Annotated in this window: 14 protein-coding genes; 9 read left to right on the top strand and 5 right to left on the bottom strand. The window is 69.4% G+C overall.

The genetic code is table 11. The features are described 5' to 3' along the window. Positions 1–17 precede the first annotated feature (17 nt). Positions 18–704 (bottom strand): helix-turn-helix transcriptional regulator, encoded by a 687-nt coding sequence (locus ACFYXE_RS17650; RefSeq protein ID WP_361173113.1) that lies wholly within the window; start codon positions 702–704, stop codon positions 18–20. 373 nt (positions 705–1,077) lie between these two features. On the opposite strand from ACFYXE_RS17650, the gene ACFYXE_RS17655 reads away from it, so the two are divergent. Both ACFYXE_RS17655 and ACFYXE_RS17660 read left to right on the top strand, forming a co-directional pair. Beyond that, complete coding sequence (locus tag ACFYXE_RS17655; protein WP_389313302.1) at positions 1,078–3,834, top strand: transglycosylase domain-containing protein; 2,757 nt, start codon at positions 1,078–1,080, stop codon at positions 3,832–3,834. A gap of 157 nt (positions 3,835–3,991) precedes the next feature. Continuing rightward, complete coding sequence (locus tag ACFYXE_RS17660) at positions 3,992–5,530, top strand: glycosyltransferase family 87 protein (protein ID WP_389313304.1); 1,539 nt, start codon at positions 3,992–3,994, stop codon at positions 5,528–5,530. Positions 5,531–5,673: 143 nt separating this feature from the next. On the opposite strand, the gene ACFYXE_RS17665 is transcribed toward ACFYXE_RS17660, so the two are convergent. The 3 genes from ACFYXE_RS17665 to ACFYXE_RS17675 form a co-directional block, all read right to left on the bottom strand. After that, on the bottom strand, positions 5,674–6,705 hold the full coding sequence (locus ACFYXE_RS17665) for an alanine racemase (protein ID WP_361166666.1): 1,032 nt from the start codon (positions 6,703–6,705) through the stop codon (positions 5,674–5,676). Positions 6,706–6,771: 66 nt separating this feature from the next. After that, entirely contained in the window at positions 6,772–7,893 is a 1,122-nt protein-coding gene (locus ACFYXE_RS17670; RefSeq protein ID WP_361166663.1) for a peptidoglycan bridge formation glycyltransferase FemA/FemB family protein, read from the bottom strand. Between the two features lie 148 nt (positions 7,894–8,041). Further along, positions 8,042–8,356 carry a hypothetical protein gene (locus tag ACFYXE_RS17675; protein ID WP_361166660.1) on the bottom strand — a complete coding sequence of 105 codons (315 nt, stop codon included), beginning with the start codon at positions 8,354–8,356 and terminating at the stop codon, positions 8,042–8,044. Positions 8,357–8,622: 266 nt separating this feature from the next. Here ACFYXE_RS17675 and rpsF point away from each other — a divergent pair, with 266 nt between their 5' ends. From rpsF to rplI, 4 genes are all read left to right on the top strand, one after another. Continuing rightward, positions 8,623–8,913, top strand: a complete 291-nt coding sequence (gene rpsF, locus ACFYXE_RS17680) for a 30S ribosomal protein S6 (RefSeq protein ID WP_016644628.1) — start codon at positions 8,623–8,625, stop codon at positions 8,911–8,913. A gap of 78 nt (positions 8,914–8,991) precedes the next feature. Then, entirely contained in the window at positions 8,992–9,585 is a 594-nt protein-coding gene (locus ACFYXE_RS17685) for a single-stranded DNA-binding protein (RefSeq protein WP_389313308.1), read from the top strand. A 73-nt stretch (positions 9,586–9,658) separates the two neighbouring features. Further along, entirely contained in the window at positions 9,659–9,895 is a 237-nt protein-coding gene (rpsR, locus tag ACFYXE_RS17690; RefSeq protein ID WP_003949403.1) for a 30S ribosomal protein S18, read from the top strand. 18 nt (positions 9,896–9,913) lie between these two features. Continuing rightward, positions 9,914–10,360 carry a 50S ribosomal protein L9 gene (rplI, locus tag ACFYXE_RS17695; RefSeq protein ID WP_150185080.1) on the top strand — a complete coding sequence of 149 codons (447 nt, stop codon included), beginning with the start codon at positions 9,914–9,916 and terminating at the stop codon, positions 10,358–10,360. A 182-nt stretch (positions 10,361–10,542) separates the two neighbouring features. On the opposite strand, the gene ACFYXE_RS17700 is transcribed toward rplI, so the two are convergent. Further along, positions 10,543–11,880, bottom strand: coding sequence for an MATE family efflux transporter (locus ACFYXE_RS17700; protein WP_389313310.1), 1,338 nt, complete (start codon positions 11,878–11,880; stop codon positions 10,543–10,545). 460 nt (positions 11,881–12,340) lie between these two features. On the opposite strand from ACFYXE_RS17700, the gene dnaB reads away from it, so the two are divergent. From dnaB to ACFYXE_RS17715, 3 genes are all read left to right on the top strand, one after another. Beyond that, positions 12,341–13,816, top strand: a complete 1,476-nt coding sequence (gene dnaB, locus ACFYXE_RS17705; protein WP_361166647.1) for a replicative DNA helicase — start codon at positions 12,341–12,343, stop codon at positions 13,814–13,816. A gap of 188 nt (positions 13,817–14,004) precedes the next feature. Further along, positions 14,005–14,595 carry a TetR/AcrR family transcriptional regulator gene (locus ACFYXE_RS17710; protein ID WP_389313312.1) on the top strand — a complete coding sequence of 197 codons (591 nt, stop codon included), beginning with the start codon at positions 14,005–14,007 and terminating at the stop codon, positions 14,593–14,595. Beyond that, positions 14,595–15,506, top strand: a complete 912-nt coding sequence (locus ACFYXE_RS17715) for an alpha/beta fold hydrolase (protein WP_389313314.1) — start codon at positions 14,595–14,597, stop codon at positions 15,504–15,506. Before ACFYXE_RS17710 ends, ACFYXE_RS17715 begins: the two co-directional genes overlap by 1 nt. The last annotated feature ends 1 nt before the right edge of the window (position 15,507 follow it).

Genomic DNA, 15,507 nt, shown 5'->3' on the forward strand with positions numbered 1-15,507 from the left:
CTGCGGAACGCTGGGTCTCACTTGGCGGGGTCATCGGACGGATCCGGCGGCGGGTCGTTCTCCCGCCGCCGGGGCAGGCCCGCCGACTCCCCTGATGTGCTGTTCTGCTGAGCGGAGCTGTCGGGGGCGGACCGTTGCTGGTCCCGCCCCGCCCGCTCGCTCTCGATGAGCTCGTTCAGCCAGCGCACTTCGCGCTCCACGGACTCCATTCCGTGCCGCTGAAGCTCGAGCGTGTAGTCGTCCAGGCGCTCCCGGGTTCGGGCCAGGGAGGCGCGCATCTTCTCCAGACGCTCCTCGAGGCGGCTGCGGCGGCCCTCGAGCACCCGCATCCGTACGTCTCGCGAGGTCTGCCCGAAGAAGGCGAAGCGGGCGGCGAAGTGCTCGTCCTCGTACGCATCGGGGCCGGTCTGCGAGAGCAGGTCCTCGAAGTGCTCCTTACCTTCCGCCGTCAACCGATAGACGATCTTGGCGCGACGCCCTGCGAGTGGAGCCGCGAGGGCGTCGTCGGGGGTGCTGCCCGACTCCTCGATCAACCAGCCGTTGGCGACCAGCGTCTTGAGGCAGGGGTAGAGCGTCCCGTAGCTGAAGGCGCGGAACACTCCCAGCGACGTATTGAGTCGTTTCCGCAGCTCATAGCCGTGCATCGGGGACTCGCGAAGCAGACCGAGGACAGCGAATTCCAGGATGCCGGAGCGCCTGCTCATCGTCGCCTCCCGTCCGTCGCGGTCCCTCAGTACGGCCTTTATGCCGAGCTGATGTATCGACTCGATACATCGAGACGATAGAACGGCGATCCGGCTGAGACAAGAGGGGGCACGGTGAACGGCGTCACATCACCGATTCGTAGGAAGTAACTTGCCTGTTTTGGGGTGAACTTCGGCTCTACGAGGGTTTTGACGGTGCGTAGTCTGTGCGCCATGTATGCCGCCGGGAACCAAGTGACGTCAGGGGGCGTCGTCGTCCCCGGCGTAGTGCGGGTGAGCGCGGGAACGGGCGCATCCGTACGTCGGGGGGACCGGAAACCAGCCGCCGTTTCCAGGCGTGGACAGCTGCGCCTGCCCGAGGAGTAATCGTTCGATGAGCGAGCACCGTCGCAAACCGCCGCAGCCGCAGGGCGGCGGACGCGCCGCGGCCAGGCGTGGCGCCCCAGGAGCGTCGTCGGGCCGTCGTGCGGCCCCACGCGGCGATACCGGATCGCCCTCTTCCTCTTACGGGACGCCAGGGCCCGGGTCCTCGGGTGACGAGGACCGTCCTTATGGCGGCCGGGCGGAGGCCCGGCGCGCCGCACAGCGCAGCGGATCGGTCGGCTCGGGCGGCGGCCGCCGCAGGGCGCCCGACGGCGGCGGGCGCGCGGGCGGCGGCGGTGGCCGCCGTGGTGGTGGCGGAGCCGGTGGTGCGGGTGGCGCGGGGCGCGGCAGGGGCCGCGGCGCCGAGCCGCCCCGCAAGAAGCGGTTCATCGACTACCCGCGCGCGAACAAGGACGGCCTGCGGCGCTGGGTCCCTTCCTGGCGGCTGGTCACCGGTCTGTTCATCGGCTTCCTCGGCAGCCTGATGGCGGTCGCCGGCATCGCGTACGCGCTGGTGGAGGTCCCGGAGGTCGACAAGGCGGCCAAGGCCCAGAACAACGTCTACTACTGGGCCGACGGCAAGCAGATGGTCGCGACCGGCGGTGAGCGCAACCGCCAGATCATCGACTACGACGACATCCCCAAGGAGATGCGCTTCGCCGTCATGTCGGCGGAGAACAAGACGTTCGAGAAGGACAAGGGCGTCGACCCGATGGGCATCACGCGTGCCCTGGTCAACATGGCCAAGGGCGGGCAGACCCAGGGTGGCTCGACCATCACCCAGCAGTACGTGAAGAACGCGCGCCTGGGCGACCAGTCGCAGACGTTCACCCGTAAGTTCAAAGAGCTCTTCATCTCGATAAAGGTCGGCCGGACGGTCTCCAAGGAAGACATCATGGCCGGGTACCTCAACACCGCCTACTACGGGCGAGGGGCCTACGGCATCCAGGCGGCCGCGCGGGCGTACTTCAACAAGGAGGCCAACGAGCTCGACCCGAGCCAGTGCGCTCTCCTGGCGACGGTGCTCAAGGGCGCCACGTACTACGACCCCGCCGGCGCCCCCGAGATCGACCCGGCGGCCTCCAAGGACGACAACACCGCCCGCGCCAAGAAGCGCTGGAAGTGGATCCTCGACGAAGAGGTCAAGGACGGCCATCTGACCGCCGAGCGGCGGGCGCGCTACACGGCGTTCCCCAAGCTGCAGAACCCGCGGTCGAACGCCGACCTGGCCGGTCAGACCGGCTATCTGGTGGACCTGGCCAGGGCCTACGTCATCAAGAACACCAACATCACCGAAGAGAAGCTCCGCCAGGGCGGCTACGAGATCCACACGACCTTCGACAGGAAGAAGGTCAAGGAGCTCGAGAAGTCGGTGAACAACGTCCGCAAGGCCAAGATCAAGCCGAAGGTGCGTCCGGAGAAGGACACGCACGTGCAGTTCGGCGGCGCGTCCGTGGATCCGAAGGACGGCGCGATCAAGGCCATCTACGGCGGTGAGGACGCGACCAAGCACTTCACCAACAACGCCGACCAGACCGGTGCCCAGGTGGGCTCGACGTACAAGCCGTTCGTCCTGGCCGCCGCGTTCAAGTACGGCGTGCGCGACCCCGACGGCCCGGAGACGCAGTCCGAGGCCGAGCGCACCATCGTCAACGCGAAGAGCCTGTACAGCGGCAGGAACAAGCTCAAGATCCAGAAGTACAACGGCCAGGTCTGGACCGACCGCGACGGCAAGCAGTGGAACCAGCGCAACGACGGCAATCAGTCGTACAACCGCCCGACCTTCCAGATCGACCTCCGCGAAGCGATGCGCGAGTCGGTCAACTCCGCCTACGTGCAGCTCGGCATGGACGTGGGTCTGGAGAAGGTGAAGGAGGCCGCGATGGACGCGGGCCTCAAGGACGACCGATCGATGGCGGGCGCCACCTATCCGTCCTTCTCGCTCGGCACCTCCTCGCCGAGCGCGATCCGCATGGCCGGCGCGTACTCCACCTTCGCGGCGAGCGGCAAGCAGAACGAGCCGTACTCCGTCACCGAGGTCGAGCACGGGGGTGACACCGTCTACCGGCACGAGAAGGAGACCAAGCAGGCCTTCAGCTCCCAGGTCGCCGACAACGTCACCGACGTGCTGCGGACCGTGGTGGACAAGGGCACCGGTACCTCGGCCCAGCTCACCGGCCGTCAGGTGGCCGGCAAGACCGGTACGACCGACGGCAACAAGTCCGCCTGGTTCGTGGGCTACACCCCGCAGCTGTCGACCGCGGTGAGCATGTACCGGCTCGACGACGACGAGAGCAACAAGAAGCGCCACTTCCTGGAGATGTTCGGCACGGGTGGCGAGGAGAAGATCCACGGTGCCTCGTTCCCCGCGCAGATCTGGCAGGAGTACATGACCGCGGCGCTCAAGGGGACGGCGCCCAAGCCCTTCCCGGTGCCCCAGCCGATCGGTGAGGTCGTCGGCGAGACGCCGCCTCCGCCGCCGACCCCGACCGAGACCGAGGAGCCGGAGGAGCACTCCCCGTCGCCGACGCCGTCGGAGACGGAGAGCACGAAGCCTCCGACGGAGTCGCCCGATCCCACCGAGTCCTGCAAGCCCCTGGACTGGGACTGCAACCACGACGGTGGCGGGCAGAACGGCGGACCCGACGGCGGGAACAACGGCGGCCCCGGCGGCGAGTCGCCACCCGCGACGGAGGACCCGGCCGGAGGCGGAGCAAACGAGGGCAACGACGAGGGCAACACCATCTGGGGCCGTACGGGCGGCTGATCCCACCCCGCCGGGGCGACCCGGCGGGCCGCCCGGGGGCCTCCCCCGCCGATGTTTCACGTGAAACGAGGACCGCCGCACCGATGGGTGCGGCGGTCCTCTTCGTCTTCCCCGTCATGGACCACGGTTCTCAGTTGCGTACGGCAGGATGGCGGGCATGCCCAGTGCAGACCCCAGCGCAGAGCCCAGCGCAGAGACGCCGCGCACGAGCGTGTACGAGCCCGTGAGCCCGCAGGAACCGCAGCCGGTGCAGCCGACGAGGGAGGACGAGGTCGCCCGGGCCGGCAGCGAGCTGATCGGGGGCCCGGTCGGCCGCAGAGTGCTGTACGCGGCGACCTGGTGGACTCCCGTACGCGTCATCGCGCTCGTCGCGCTCGGGATGTTCGCGCTCGGGATGGTCCAGAAGATGCCGTGCTACAACGGCGCCTGGTTCTTCGGTGCGAGCTCGCAGTACACGCACGCGTGCTACTCCGACATCCCGCACCTCTACGAGGGGCGCGGCTTCGCCGACGGTCTCGTGCCGTACTTCGACAAGCTGCCCGGCGACATGGAGTACCTCGAGTACCCGGTCCTCACCGGCGTGTTCATGGAGATGGCGTCCTGGGTGACGCCCGGCAGCGGCTCCATCCAGCACCAGGAGAAGATCTACTGGATGGTCAACGCGGGGATACTGATGGTGTGCGCCGCCGTCGTCGCCGTCTGTGTCGCCCGCACCCACCGGCGCCGCCCCTGGGACGCCCTGCTGGTCGCTCTGGCCCCGGCCTTCGCCCTGACGGCCACCATCAACTGGGACCTGCTCGCGGTGGCTCTCACGGCCGCCGCGATGATGATGTGGGCACGCGCGCGTGTGGTCGCCTTCGGCGTGCTCCTTGGTCTCGCGACGGCCGCCAAGCTGTACCCCGTGCTGCTGCTCGGGCCGTTGCTGATCCTGTGCTGGCGGGCGGGCCGGTGGCGGGAGTTCAGGTCCGCGCTGATCGGCACGGTGGCCACGTGGCTGGTCGTCAACCTCCCGGTGATGCTCCTCGCGGGCGACGGCTGGTCGAAGTTCTACACGTTCAGCCAGGAGCGCGGCGTCGACTTCGGGTCCTTCTGGCTGATCCTCTCCCAGCGCATGGACTCCCCTCTGAGCACCGACACGGTCAACACCCTGGCGACGGCGCTGATGCTCCTCGCCTGCCTGGGTGTCGGCGCGCTCGGCCTCACCGCGCCCCGGAGGCCGCGCTTCGCTCAGCTCGCCTTCCTCGTGGTCGCCGCCTTCGTCCTCACCAACAAGGTCTACTCACCGCAGTACGTCCTGTGGCTGATCCCGCTGGCTGCGCTCGCCCGGCCGCGCTGGCGCGACTTCCTGGTCTGGCAGGCGTGCGAGGTCGCGTACTTCCTCGGGATCTGGCTGTACCTGGCGTACACGACGAGCGGAGACGCCCACAAGGGTCTGCCGACCGAGGGCTACCAACTGGCGATCGCCGTGCATCTGTTGGGGACGCTGTACCTGTGCGGTGTCATCGTGCGCGACATCCTGCTGCCCGAGCGGGACGTGGTGCGCAGAGCCGGGGACGACGACCCTTCGGGAGGTGTCCTGGACGGCGCGCGGGACGTCTTCGTGCTGGGGGCCGCGGCGCGTCCGGTGCGGGCGGAGCGGCGTGCTGGGGGCGCGCCCGCCGTGAAGTGGGGGACGGCGTCGGACCCGTCGCGCTGAGGCCCGCGCCCCTCTCCCGGGGCTGTTCGCTCTGAGCGAACAGCCCTAACGGCCCGGACGACCCGAGCAGCCCGGGGCGCTTACGCGAAGGGCCGGTACGACGAGGTGTCGTACCGGCCCTTCGCGTGTGGTCGTGCGCCGCCTCAGCGGTCGACCATGCGGTCGAACTGCGTGGTGGTGTGCCGCAGGTGGGCCACCAGCTCCTCGCCGACCTTCGGCTCCGGCGCGTCGGAGGGCACGAAGAGGATCGACACCTGCATGTGCGGCGGCTCCGCGAACCAGCGCTGCTTGCCCGCCCAGACGAAGGGCGAGAGGTTGCGGTTGACGGTCGCGAGGCCCGCGCGGGCGACGCCCTTGGCCCGCGGCATCATGCCGTGCAGCGCCTTCGGGGCCTCCAGGCCGACGCCGTGCGAGGTGCCGCCGGCCACCACGACCAGCCAGCCGTCGGAGGCGGCCTTCTGCTGGCGGTAGCCGAACCGGTCGCCCTTCTGGACGGCGGTGACGTCCAGGACGGCGCCGCGGTACTCCGTGGCCTCGTGGTCGCCCAGCCAGAGGTTCGTGCCGATCCGCGCCCGGAAGCGGGTCTGCGGGAACTGCTGCTGCAGGCGGGCGAGTTCACCGGCCTTGAGGTGGCTGACGAACATCGTGTGGAGCGGCAGGCGGGCGGCGCGCAGCCGGTCCATCCAGCCGATGACCTCCTCGACGGCGTCCGAGCCGTCGGTGCGGTCCAGCGGCAGGTGGATCGCGAAGCCCTCGAGGCGCACGTCCTCGATGGCCGCGTGCAGCTGCGGGAGCTCCTGCTCGCTGACGCCGTGGCGCTTCATCGAGGACATGACCTCGATGACGACGCGGGCGCCCACCAGGCCGTGCACGCCGTCGAGCGACGACACGGAACGGATGACGCGGTCGGGCAGCGGCACCGGCTCCTCGCCCCGCCGGAACGGGGTCAGGACCAGCAGGTCACCGCTGAACCAGTCCTTGATCCGGGCCGCCTCGTAGGTGGTGCCCACGGCGAGGACGTCGGAGCCGAAGCGGGTGGCTTCTTCGGCGAGGCGCTCGTGGCCGAAGCCGTAGCCGTTGCCCTTGCAGACCGGGACGATGCCCGGGAACTGCTCCAGCAAGTGCTTCTGGTGTGCCCGCCAGCGCGCGGTGTCGACATAGAGCGTGAGCGCCATGGCTGGATCCCGGAACCTTTCTCGTGTCTGCGGTGTATCAGAGTTATGGAAGGAAATTGTGCGGGATCAGCGGCGCGACATGTAGATGTCGAGCGCCTTGTGCAGCAGCTTGTTGAGCGGGAAGTCCCACTCGCCGATGTACTCGGCGGCCTCACCGCCGGTGCCGACCTTGAACTGGATCAGACCGAAGAGGTGGTCGGTCTCGTCCAGGGAGTCGGAGATGCCGCGCAGGTCATAGACGGTGGCCCCCATGGCGTACGCGTCGCGGAGCATCCGCCACTGCATCGCGTTCGAGGGCCTGACCTCACGGCCGATGTTGTCCGAAGCGCCGTAGGAGTACCAGACGTGCCCGCCGACGACGAGCATCGTCGCGGCCGACAGGTTCACGCCGTTGTGCCGCGCGAAGTACAGGCGCATGCGGTTGGGGTCCTCGGAGTTGAGGGCCCGCCACATCTGCTCGAAGTACGCGAGCGGCCGCGGGCGGAACTTGTCGCGCACCGCGGTGATCTCGTAGAGGCGCTGCCACTCGGCGAGGTCCTGGTAGCCGCCCTGGACGACCTCGACACCGGCCTTCTCGGCCTTCTTGATGTTGCGGCGCCACAGCTGGTTGAAGCCCTTCTGGACCTCGTCCAGGGAGCGGTTGGCCAGCGGCACCTGGAAGACGAAGCGGGGCTGCACGTCACCGAAGCCGGCGCCGCCGTCCTCGCCCTGCTGCCAGCCCATGCGGCGCAGCCGGTCGGAGACCTCGAAGGCGCGCGGCTCGATGTGCGTGGCCTCGGTGTCCCGCAGGCGCTTCACGTCCGGGTTCTGGATGCCTGCCTTGATCGCCGGAGCGTCCCAGCGGCGGATCACGACCGGCGGACCCATCTTCACGGAGAAGGCGCCCTGCTGCTTCAGATGCGCCAGCATCGGCTGCAGCCACTCGTCGAGGTTCGGGGCGTACCAGTTGATGACCGGGCCCTCGGGGAGGTACGCGAGATAGCGCTTCAGCTTGGGCAGCTGGCGGTAGAGGACCAGGCCGACGCCGACCAGCTCGCCGGTCCTGTCGTCGAACCAGCCCAGGTTCTCCGAGCGCCATTCGCTCTTCACGTCAGCCCATGCCGGGACCTGGCAATGACTCGCCGACGGCAGTGTCTGGATATACGCCAGATGCTGCTCGCGACTGATGGTCCTCAGGGTCAGACTCATTCGGGGCGCTCCTCGGGCTGGTGTGTCCCCATGGGTACAGGGGCTCCGGCTCTCGCGCCGAAGCCTACTGCGCCCTGCGAGCGACCCGTCTGGGCGTACGGGACTAAGGCCCCCGGCCGCGCGGGGCGGCCGGGGTGCCGCGGGGTCCTCAGCCGACGATTCCGCCGAAGAGGCCGCCGTGGGCCATGCCCAGGAAGAAGCCGATCGCCGAGGCTCCCATGCCCAGGATCAGCCCGAAGCGCTCCCGGGTCGTCGCCGAGATGAACTGGCCGTAGGCGCCCGTGGCGATCCCGACCAGCCCTGCCCACGAGCTGAGCAGATGCAGGTTGTGGAACATCGCCGTCACGAAGGCGATGGCTCCGAGCACCAGCGTCACGCCGACCAGCGTGTCCTGGAGCGGATGGGCCTTGCCGTCCGTGGCGAACAGGGACGTGGCGGTGTTGGGTCGCATTGCTTGTGCCATGTGAGGCACCTCCTGCGGAAGGCGGCGCACTGTAGCGCCATACACACCCGATGTGTACAGATTCTGCCCGCCCGGCGCCGGATTTCAACCGGAAGCCTCGGTGCGGGTACTCTGTACCGTCTGCACCGGTGTCTGCCCAGTCCACAGCATGAGCCCCCGCTCGCGGGAGCCGATTGTCAGTGGCTGCCGATACCGTTGCGTACGCATCACGACCCTCCTGCCACGGAACGACCGTGGCCGCTGAGTCCAAAGGAGGTGGGTTCCACATGCGTCACTACGAAGTGATGGTCATCCTCGACCCCGATCTCGAGGAGCGCGCTGTCTCCCCGCTGATCGAGAACTTCCTCTCCGTCGTCCGTGAGGGCAACGGAAAGGTCGAGAAGGTCGACACCTGGGGCCGTCGTCGTCTCTCGTACGAGATCAAGAAGAAGCCCGAGGGCATCTACTCGGTCATCGACCTGCAGGCCGAGCCTGCGGTCGTCAAGGAGCTCGACCGCCAGATGAACCTGAACGAGTCGGTCCTCCGGACCAAGGTCCTCCGTCCCGAGATGCACTGAGCTCTCTAGCTCAGCAGCACCCGGGAATCGAGTAGCAGCAACAAGCAGCCAGCAGCAAACCCGCCGAGAGGTTCCCCCATGGCAGGCGAGACCGTCATCACGGTCGTCGGCAATCTTGTCGACGACCCCGAGCTGCGCTTCACCCCCTCCGGTGCGGCGGTCGCGAAGTTCCGTGTCGCGTCCACCCCCCGCACCTTCGACCGCCAGACGAACGAGTGGAAGGACGGCGAGAGCCTCTTTCTGACCTGCTCGGTCTGGCGTCAGGCGGCGGAGAACGTCGCGGAGTCGCTTCAGCGAGGCATGCGCGTCGTCGTGCAGGGCCGCCTGAAGCAGCGGTCCTACGAGGACCGTGAGGGCATCAAGCGCACGGTCTACGAGCTGGACGTCGAGGAAGTCGGCGCCAGCTTGAAGAACGCCACGGCCAAGGTCACCAAGACCACCGGTCGCGGTGGCCAGGGCGGTTACGGCGGCGGCCAGCAGGGCGGCGGTGGCTGGGGCGGTGGCTCCGGCGGCGGTCAGCAGCAGGGTGGCGGCGGCGGTGCTCCCGCCGACGACCCCTGGGCGACCGGTGCGCCGGCCGGCGGCGGCCAGCAGCAGGGCGGCGGCGGTGGCGGCTGGGGCGGAAGCTCCGGCGGCTCCGGTGGCGGCTACTCGGACGAGCCCCCCTTCTAAGCCTCCGGGCTTCTGGCCTCCGGGCCGAGGGGTGGGGCTTACCCACACTTCTTGATCACACAGGAGATACACCATGGCGAAGCCGCCTGTGCGCAAGCCGAAGAAGAAGGTCTGCGCTTTCTGCAAGGACAAGGTCACGTACGTGGACTACAAGGACACGAACATGCTGCGGAAGTTCATTTCCGACCGCGGCAAGATCCGTGCCCGCCGCGTGACCGGCAACTGCACGCAGCACCAGCGTGACGTCGCCACGGCCGTGAAGAACAGCCGTGAGATGGCGCTGCTGCCCTACACGTCCACCGCGCGATAAGGGAAGGGTGACCGACTAATGAAGATCATCCTCACCCACGAGGTCTCCGGCCTCGGCGCCGCCGGCGAGGTCGTAGACGTCAAGGACGGCTACGCCCGCAACTACCTGATCCCGCGGAACTTCGCGATCCGCTGGACCAAGGGTGGCGAGAAGGACGTCGAGCAGATCCGTCGTGCTCGCAAGATCCACGAGATCGCGACCATCGAGCAGGCCAACGAGATCAAGGCCCAGCTCGAGGGCGTCAAGGTCCGTCTGGCCGTTCGCTCCGGCGACGCCGGTCGTCTCTTCGGTTCCGTCACCCCGGCCGACATCGCTTCGGCGATCGAGGCTGCCGGTGGTCCGAAGGTCGACAAGCGCCGTGTCGAGCTGGGCGCGCCGATCAAGACGCTGGGCGCCCACGCGACGTCCGTGCGTCTGCACCCCGAGGTTGCCGCCAAGGTCAACGTCGAGGTCGTCTCCGCCTAAGCACTGCTCCCGGCGGAGTTGAAGCAATCGTTGGGCCGTACCCCTCGGGGTGCGGCCCAACGTGCTGCCTGGGGGTGGCGCGAGATGCTGCCTGGAGGGTGGCGCGAGGTGCCGTCTCCCGCGGAGAGGAGCTGTTTCACGTGAAACAGCTCAGGCAGCCCCCGCCCGCCCGGGCGCTTCGCTCAGCGCGTGGCGCCGGTGACGATCCAGCGGCCGGAGCGGGAGCGCATCCACAGGGTCACCATGCGCACCGCCATCATCAGCGTCATCGCTCCCCACACCGCGGTGAGGCCACCGCCGAAGGTGGGGACGAGCAGGGCGACGGGAGTGAAGACCGCCAGCGTGACGATCATGGCCCAGGCCAGGTACGGGCCGTCGCCCGCGCCCATCAGGACGCCGTCGAGGACGAAGACGATGCCGCAGATCGGCTGGGCGAGCGCGACCACCACGAGGGCGGGCAGCGCGGCGTCCTGGACGGCGGCGTCCCCGGTGAACAGCGGGATGAAGAGCGGCCGGGCGAGGACGACCAGCAGGCCGAGGGCGACGCCCGAGGCGATGCCCCACTGGACCATCCGGCGACAGACGGCGCGTGCACCGTCCGGGTCGTCGGCGCCCAGGTAGCGTCCGATGATCGCCTGCCCGGCGATGGCGATGGCATCGAGCGCGAAGGCCAGCAGGCTCCACAGGGACAGAACGATCTGGTGGGCGGCGACATCGGAGTCGCCGAGCCGGGCGGCCACCGCGGTCGCGATCATCAGGATGGCCCGCAGCGAGAGCGTGCGGACCAGGAGCGGAGCACCGGCTTGGGCACAGGCCCGGATTCCGGCGGCGTCCGGACGCAAGGAGGCGCCGTGGCGTCTGGCGCCGCGTACGACGACCACGAGGTACACGGCGGCCATGGCCCACTGGGCGATGACGGTGCCCCAGGCGGAGCCGGCGATGCCCAGGTCGGCGCCGTAGACGAGGCCGACATTGAGGACGCCGTTGGCGACGAAGCCGCCGACGGCGACGTACAGCGGGGTCCTGGTGTCCTGGAGGCCGCGCAGGACGCCGGTGGCGGCGAGCACGACGAGCATGGCGGGGATGCCGAGCGAGGAGATCCGCAGATAGGTGATGGCGTAGGGCGCCGCGGTGTCCGAGGCGCCGAAGAGATCCACGAGTCCGGGTGCGGTGGGCAGGACGACGGCGATGACGGCGGCGCCGAGAAGCAGGGCGAGCCAGATGCCGTCCATGCCCTGGCGGATGGCGGACTGTATGTCGCCGGCGCCCACCCGGCGGGCGACGGCCGCCGTGGTGGCGTACGCGAGGAAGACGAAGATGCTCACCGCGGTGGTGAGGAGGGCCGAGGCGACGCCGAGGCCGGCGAGTTGCGCGGTGCCGAGGTGGCCGACGATGGCGCTGTCGGCCAGCACGAAGAGGGGCTCGGCGACCAGCGCGCCGAAGGCGGGGACGGCGAGCGCGACGATCTCTCTGTCGTGCTTGCGCCGGGCGGCCTTGGGCGCCGCGGAAGCCTGTGTCATGGACACCAATCTAATCTTCCACAGGTAAGAGATGCAATGTTCATTAGACCCTTACCCGATCTGTTGTCGGAGACGCGGTCGCGCGCGGTTTGCGGGGATCTTGGTCCGACTGGGGAAGTTTTTCTTCTGCACAGCCGGTGGATGGGAAAGATGCAGGTCAGGGGCGTTGTGTCGGAGGGGCTGAGGGCTTGTTCACAGGCCTGTCCACCGGGCCGTGCACAGGTTTGGCGGGGTTCTCCACAGCATCGGGCCCGTCATCCACACCGCCTGTGGATAACCAGATTGGCTGACGGTGCCCACAGGCCTACCGTGGTCCGGCGCCCGCCTCGTCGAACGACCTCGGAAACCCAGGAAAACCGACGCGTCAGAACCGGAGTTGGGTCCGCTTATTTGTCAGTGTCGTGCCGTAGGAAAGAGGGGCACGGCGAGGTCCGCACGGCGGACGGGAGGAGGTGGCCCGGTGAGTATCTCCGAGCCTTTGGACGACCCCTGGGCCGACAGCGGTCCCAGTGACCGTCTGCCCGTCTCCCGCCAGCGCCGCGACGGAGGCCGGGGCCGCGACGAGCAGCACGACCGGGGCCGCGAGGGCGGCTGGGACGGCGGAGGATCGTCGTTCGAGCGCGTCCCTCCGCAGGACCTCGACGCGGAGCAGTCGGTGCTCGGCGGCATGCTGCTCTCCAAGGACGCCATCGCGGACGTCGTCGAGGTCCTCAAGGGCCACGACTTCTACCGCCCGGCGCACGAGACGATCTACGCCTCGATCCTCGACCTCTACGCGAAGGGCGAGCCCGCCGACCCGATCACCGTGGCGGCCGAGCTCACCAAGCGCGGTGAGATCACCAAGGTCGGCGGCGCATCGTATCTGCACACCCTGGTCCAGACGGTCCCGACCGCGGCGAACGCCGAGTACTACGCGGAGATCGTCCACGAGCGGGCGGTGCTGCGCCGCCTCGTCGAGGCCGGTACGAAGATCACCCAGATGGGATACGCGGCCGACGGCGACGTCGACGAGATCGTCAACAGCGCCCAGGCCGAGATCTACGCGGTCACCGAGCAGCGCACCACCGAGGACTATCTCCCGCTCGGCGACATCATGGAGGGCGCCCTCGACGAGATCGAGGCGATCGGCTCGCGCTCGGGCGAGATGACCGGTGTGCCGACCGGCTTCACCGACCTCGACCAGCTCACCAACGGTCTCCACCCGGGCCAGATGATCATCATCGCGGCCCGTCCCGCCATGGGTAAGTCGACGCTGGCGCTGGACTTCGCGCGGGCCTGCTCGATCAAGCACAACATGCCGAGCGTGATCTTCTCGCTCGAAATGGGGCGCAACGAGATCGCGATGCGTCTGCTGTCGGCGGAGGCGCGCGTGGCCCTGCACCACATGCGTTCCGGCACGATGACCGACGAGGACTGGACCCGGCTGGCCCGGCGCATGCCGGACGTCTCGGCCGCCCCCCTCTACATCGACGACTCGCCGAACCTGTCGATGATGGAGATCCGCGCCAAGTGCCGCCGCCTGAAGCAGCGCAACGACCTGAAGCTCGTCGTCATCGACTACCTCCAGCTGATGCAGTCCGGTGGCTCCAAGCGGTCCGAGAGCCGTCAGCAGGAAGTCTCGGACATGTCGCGAAACCTGAAGCTCCTGGCCAAGGAGCTGGAGCTGCCGGTGATCGCGCTCTCCCAGCTGAACCGTGGCCCCGAGCAGCGCACGGACAAGAAGCCGATGGTCTCCGACCTGCGTGAATCCGGTTCGATCGAGCAGGACGCGGACATGGTGATCCTGCTGCACCGCGAGGACGCGTACGAGAAGGAGTCGCCCCGCGCGGGCGAGGCGGACATCATCGTGGGCAAGCACCGTAACGGCCCGACGGCGACGATCACGGTCGCCTTCCAGGGCCACTACTCGCGCTTCGTGGACATGGCACAGACCTGATCGGCAGACCTGCTCGGCCGTGCTGCCGCAGGTCGGGCAGGGCCGGGAGAACCGCGGGTCAGGGGCGTCACTCGCCGGAGTGGCGCCCCTTTCGCATGCCCGGGCCCGCTCTGGTGTGGGAGATACGCGATTGTTTTCCTAGGGGTCCTAGGTTAAAACTAGGGCCCCTAGGAAAATGTGGAGGGCGCATGGCGCGGGCCGGGCTGACGGCGGAGCGAGTGACGGTCGCGGGCGCCGAGCTGGCGGACGAGGTCGGGCTCGACCAGGTGACGATGTCGCAGGTGGCGCGGCGGCTCGGGGTGAAGGACGCGAGTCTCTACGCGCACGTGCGCAACCTGGCGGACCTGCGCGGGCGGATCGCGCTGCTCGCGGCGGACGAGAAGACCGTCCGGATCGCCGAGGCGACCGCGGGACGGGCGGGCAGGGACGCGCTGATCTCGTACGCGAACGCCTGGCGGGAGTACGCCCACGAGCATCCGGGCCGCTACATGGCGACCCAGACCCCGATCGACATCGATCCCGCGCTCGCGGCGGACGCCCCGGGGCCGCGGCGCGCGGTCGAGCTGACGTACGGCATGTTGCGCGGGTACGGGCTGGCCGAGCCGGACCTGACCGACGCGGTCCGGCTGCTGCGGAGCACCTTTCACGGGTTCGTCGCCCTGGAGGCGGCGGGCGGTTTCGCGCACGCGCGGACCCCGCAGCAGTCCTGGAGCCGTGCGCTCGACGCCCTGCACGCCCTCCTGGAGCACTGGCCCCCGTCCCCGGAAGGAGACTCCTGATGACCGTCCCGACGACGGACCCGCCGACCACTGCGACCTGCGGCAGCCTGCGGGTCGACGGCGCGACCCTGCACTACGAAGTGCGCGGCCGGGGCCCGCTCCTGCTGCTGATCCCCGGTGGCACCGGTGGCGCGGCCGCCTTCGACGGCATCGTCGACGACCTGGCCGAGGAGTACACGGTCGTCACCTACGATCCGCGCGGCCTGGCCCGCAGCCCGCTGGACGACCCCGATGCCGCGCAGCACGTGGCCGAGCACGCCGACGACGCGCTCCGGCTCCTGGAACTGCTGTCCCCCGGGGAGCCCGCCCGGGCCGCCCATGTGTTCGGCTCCAGTTCCGGTGCGATCGTCGCCCTGCACCTGCTCGCCGCGCACCCCGACCGGGTCGCCCGGGTCGTGGCGCACGAGCCGCCGGTGGTGGAGGTGCTGCCCGACGCGGCGGACCACCGCGCGCTCATCGCGCGGGTGCGGGAAACCCTGCGTACCGAAGGGCTCATGCCGGCCATGACCGTGTTCGCCGCGGGCCTGCGGGGCGACGGTGACAGTGTCAGCCCCCGGCCGCAGGACGAGGACGACGAAGCCGCCGCCCCCGCGCAGGACGACGCGCCCACGCTGCCGCCCGGGGCCGCAGCGCGGGCCGAGCGGACGAAGGCCGGACTGCCGTACTTCGTGGGGCGGATCGTGCCCGCCTTCATGTCCTACGCCCCGGACCTCCGTCTCCTGGAGAAGCGGTCGGACCGGCTCGTGCTCGCGGGCGGCGAGGACTCGCGGGGTGAACTGCCCCACCGCTCGGTCGCCTTCCTGGCCGAGCGGCTCGGCGCGGAGCTCCGGCACTTCCCCGGCGGGCACGTCGGACTGACCACGCACCCCGCCGGGTTCGGCGAGGCGCTGCGCAGGGCGCTCCGGCGGTGAA

It is taken from the genome of Streptomyces sp. NPDC002564, from assembly GCF_042889645.1.
GTDB lineage: Bacteria > Actinomycetota > Actinomycetes > Streptomycetales > Streptomycetaceae > Streptomyces.